Annotated in this window: 4 protein-coding genes; all 4 read left to right on the plus strand. The window is 62.9% G+C overall.

The window, feature by feature from the left end; translation table 11 throughout:
• A partial coding sequence (locus AC1DS3_RS35860) for an acyl-CoA dehydrogenase (RefSeq protein WP_477129063.1) occupies positions 1–649 on the plus strand: 649 nt, incomplete at its 5' end.
• A 41-nt stretch (positions 650–690) separates the two neighbouring features.
• On the plus strand, positions 691–1,686 hold the full coding sequence (locus tag AC1DS3_RS35865; RefSeq protein WP_441634630.1) for a Bug family tripartite tricarboxylate transporter substrate binding protein: 996 nt from the start codon (positions 691–693) through the stop codon (positions 1,684–1,686).
• A gap of 876 nt (positions 1,687–2,562) precedes the next feature.
• Positions 2,563–3,297 carry an XpsR family transcriptional regulator gene (locus AC1DS3_RS35870; RefSeq protein ID WP_441634628.1) on the plus strand — a complete coding sequence of 245 codons (735 nt, stop codon included), beginning with the start codon at positions 2,563–2,565 and terminating at the stop codon, positions 3,295–3,297.
• Between the two features lie 215 nt (positions 3,298–3,512).
• The coding region (locus AC1DS3_RS35875) for a M20/M25/M40 family metallo-hydrolase (protein ID WP_477129064.1) at positions 3,513–4,228 on the plus strand (716 nt) is incomplete at its 3' end.

Consider the following 4,228-nt stretch of genomic DNA (forward strand, 5'->3'; position numbering starts at 1 on the left):
GGCCCATCGCTTGATCGTGGCGGCGTGTCTGAGTGAGGGCGGCATCGGCCTGTTTGACGTGCCGGCCAGCATCGGCGGCGTTGGCAAACGCGCTTATCAGCTCCACGACGGGCGCAGCGCGGCTGACCTGCACCTGGACGGCGTGGTACTAGCGCACGCCGCTTTGCTCGCTGGCCCCGAGCATGCCCCCGCATCCATTCAACAGGCCCTGGCACTGGCCACAGTAGCGCTCTGCGCGGAGAGCGTCGGCGCCATGCGGCGCGCGCTGGGCATCACAGTCGAATACCTGCGCACACGCAGGCAATTCGGTCGCCCCTTGTCGGAACAACAGGTCCTCCAGCACCGCGTGGCTGAACACTACCGCGCATGGAACAACGCGCACCATCTGGTGCGGCAGGCACTGGCCGACTGGGATACCGTGCAACCGGCGGAACGCGAGCGCCGCGTCTGCGCGGCCAAGTACATGACCGGTATCGCCGGCCGCGGTATCGCACTGGATGTCTTGCAATTGCATGGCGCCATCGGCTTGCAGGACGAGACCGCCATCAGCCATTACAGCAAGCGGCTGATCGGCAATGAACTGCTTCTGGGCAATGCCGCCACGCATCTCGGGCGCTTTGCCGCCACCGTGGACACTCCCCGGATGTAGTACGGCAAGAATATCGACGGAACCCAGAGAGGAGAAGACATATGCATGCATGGCCCCCGGAAAAGCGCCTCGCCCTTTCGCTCGTCTGCGCCCTGACCGCGACGACACTGTCAGCCACTGCCGGCACGCCGCCGGATACGGCATGGCCGAAGCGGCCGGTCACGATCGTTGTGCCGGGCGCGGCAGGTGGCACCATCGATATTCCAATCCGGCTGCTGGCCAGGAAACTCAGCGCGCGCCTTGGGCAGCCCGTCGTCGTCGACAATCGCCCGGGCAGCGGCGGCATCATCGGAACGCAGGCGGCGCTGCGTGCGCCGGCCGACGGCTACACGTTGCTGGCAGGCAATGTCGGCCCGCAAGCGATCAACTATAGCGCCTACACGCACCTCAGCTATGCGCCGTCGGATCTGACCCCGGTCACCGACATCATTGCCTTTCCCAATGTCCTGGTGGTAAATGCCCAATCGCCCATCAGGAGCGTGGCCGACCTGATCGCACAACTCAGGCAACAACCCGGCAAACTTTCCTTCGGTTCGGCTGGTATTGGCCAGACCAGCCATCTTGTGGGCGAACTCTTCAAGATGCGCACTGGCACCGATGCCATTCACGTGCCATACAAGGGTTCCACGCCTGCCACCACGGCATTGCTGGCAGGGGAAACGACATTCCAGTTCGACAACCTGACACAGGCACTGCCGCATATCCGCTCCGGAAAGCTGCGCGCGCTCGCCGTGACTTCGGCACAGCGCATGCCGAGCCTGCCAGAGGTGCCCACGATGGTGCAGGCCGGCTTTGATAGTTTCCTCTCGACTGCGTGGATCGGCATCTTCGTTGCTGCAAAGACACCGCCGGCGGTCGTCTCCCAGCTGGAGCAGCAGCTTGCCGTGATCATGCGCGATCCGGCGCTGTTGGCCCAGATCCGCGAAATGGGGGGCGTTGCGGGAGGCCAGCCACCGGAGAAGTTCGCCGCATTCGTGGCAAGCGAGCGAAAACGGTGGGGAGAAGTCATCCGGACAGCGCATCTGACGCTGGATTGATTGATTTCGAGAGCCTCGCCGGGCGCCAAGTCGCGCGCTCCCCACTCTGCCGGCTATCCACCCCCTTTCAGCAGGGTACTTAAATTGCTGTACTGCAGCACACTTAGCAGCGGCAACTCGATCGACCCTGTTGTTGCCATCCCTTGAGGGTGTAGGCGATCTCCCCGGCCTACACCCCTTTTTTCTCTTTCTGCTCTCCATTTGAAGGGCCAGGACGCGTTAATCCAGGGGGCGTTTTCACAAAACCAATCCCCCCATCAGAGGGGATGAAAATAATAGATGCGGCGTAATACCTGGCATTCCATCGCTCTTATGTCAGACATTAAAATATTGCAATGTGTATCACAAATGATCTCGGATATAGTGCATCGCAGCAATTGAATATTTAGCATTTTATTTATTTCATATCGATTTACTGTGGGAAGTAACTCAGAATATGAACAGCTCAGGCCGACAGGCATGAACTGGCTATTTTCGATTTCCAGCACCGTGTAAGACAAATACAACGAGCGAGGCCGCAGCCGGCGCGGGAGGGGAAACCGCCGCACCGTGCAGCCGACCCGCCGGACACATCAAACAACCACGCGGCACACGCGGCGCTGCAAGCGCCGGGCGGCACGTTGTGGAATCKGTGAAAACGGGGTCCCACCAAAAGGCAGGGGGGCAAAAGTGCAGCACACAGGGGTATTCACGCGTCAGGAACTGGACAACTACTTTGCCTCGTACGTAGGGATGGAAGGCGGAAACCCCAGGGCCAGTCTCTGGATCTGCGACAGAAGCCCGCATCCCTGGTACGAGCGCCTGGCGGGGCCATTACGGCCGCGCACGGAGCCGCACGCATGGGATGCGGAGTTTCGCGCGAAGCATCGGGAAGACATGGGCAAATGGCTGAACCACCAGCGCATTGCCCGCATCATGGCCGCAGCGCGCGCGCAAGCGCTCGGTATCCGGCTGGACGACAACGACTGGAAGGCGTACTACCGGGATGAGCTCTACGCACCCGACGGCGCGCAATTCAAGCTGAACCTGTTCCCGCTGCCCGTCATGCTCGATGGCCTGACACCCTGGTCCAAGGTGTTCCGCGGTCAGTCCGAGCTCGTGCCCAAGGATCGCTACCTGGACCTGTGCCGGCATGGCGGGCGATTCCGCTTCCTGCGCACGCTCTGCGCGCACTGGCGGCCCAAGGTGGTCGTCTGCATCGGCTATCGCCAGGCTGACGACTTCGTACGCGCATTTGGGCTCGAACAGGCCCCATGTGAAGAGCAGCAATTGCAGCCGGCGGACCAGGTAAGGCTCCTGCACATCTACAAGAGGGATGGCACCACGTGGATCATCTGCCCCGCACTCGCGGGCAGCGCGGGGCTGACCTCCGACGTGCAGCTCAACGCGTTCGGCAAGCTGCTCGGCGCCAGCCTGGCGCCGAGCGACTTCGATCCCCCACCCGCGGCGGCATGCGGTCCGGGCAGATTACCGGAGAGCCTGAATGCGCTGTTGGCCGGAAGTGCATCTGGCGGACTGCCCAGCGGCGGATATCCTGCCCAACGGCATCACCTGCCTGACCCGAGGGACGCGCGACAACACAGATCCGATTTCGTGCCCCAGGCCATGTAGCCGCCAGGGCCATGGTTCGGCCTGCCGGCCGCAGCCATGCGCCGGGGAAGCCCGGCACACCTGATGGCATCAATGGCGCCGGGCGTAGGGAGCCAAGGTGCCTTCCAGGTGACTGGATCCATGCATCCAGAAGCAACAAGCTTGCGGCGGGCCGGCGCGATTTGCACCAGCCCGCCAACTCATGCGAACATCCTGCGTTTTTGGGGGCCCTGCCCATGAAACGCTCGACCTTGCTCGCATCGCTTGCCCTGCTCACGCTGGCCGTGGGCCAGCCCGCGCTCGCGGACACGCTGAAGAAGCCTGGCCTCGACGCACTAGCCGCCGCCGCGCAGGCCAGCCCGCCCGCCGATTTCAACGCATTCCTGCGTGCCGCAGCCAAGGCCGATCCCTCGCTGGCGGGCAGTGTCGCCGCCTATCAAAAGCACGCCCCGCTGCACGGCGACGACCTGACCAATATCGGGCGCTTGCTGGGCCTCTATAACCGGATTCATCACCACCAGGCGGTGATCAGCGCCATCGAGCGCATGGTGGCCTTGCGCACCGTGCGCGACGACAAGATCCCGCAGCACGAGAACCCCGCCATCATCGCCTTCGGCAACCTGGTGGAAGGCATGGCCAAGGACTTCGGCCTCAGCTTCCGCAATGTGGACAACCGCGTGTTCGAAGTCACTTTGCCGGGCACGGGCAAGGAAGAATTCGGCTTGCTCACCCACGCCGACGTAGTCCCTGCCGTGGCGGACGAATGGGTGCTGGACGACGGCACCAAGCTCGATCCGTTCAAGGTCACGCGCGTGGGTGATTTCCTGTACGGCCGCGGCACCATCGACGACAAGGGCTCGATTGCCACCGTGCTGTACGCGATGAAGACCGTGAAGGAAAGCGGGCTGAAGCTCAACCGCACCATCCGGCTGATGATCGAGACCACCGAGGA

Source organism: Cupriavidus sp. 01L46, assembly GCF_056399905.1.

Excerpts from the sequence above, each read along its gene's own strand:
- AC1DS3_RS35865 (WP_441634630.1), top strand. The coding sequence starts at position 691 with ATGCATGCATGGCCCCCGGAAAAGCGCCTCGCCCTTTCGCTCGTCTGC.
- AC1DS3_RS35870 (WP_441634628.1), top strand. The coding sequence starts at position 2,563 with ATGGGCAAATGGCTGAACCACCAGCGCATTGCCCGCATCATGGCCGCA.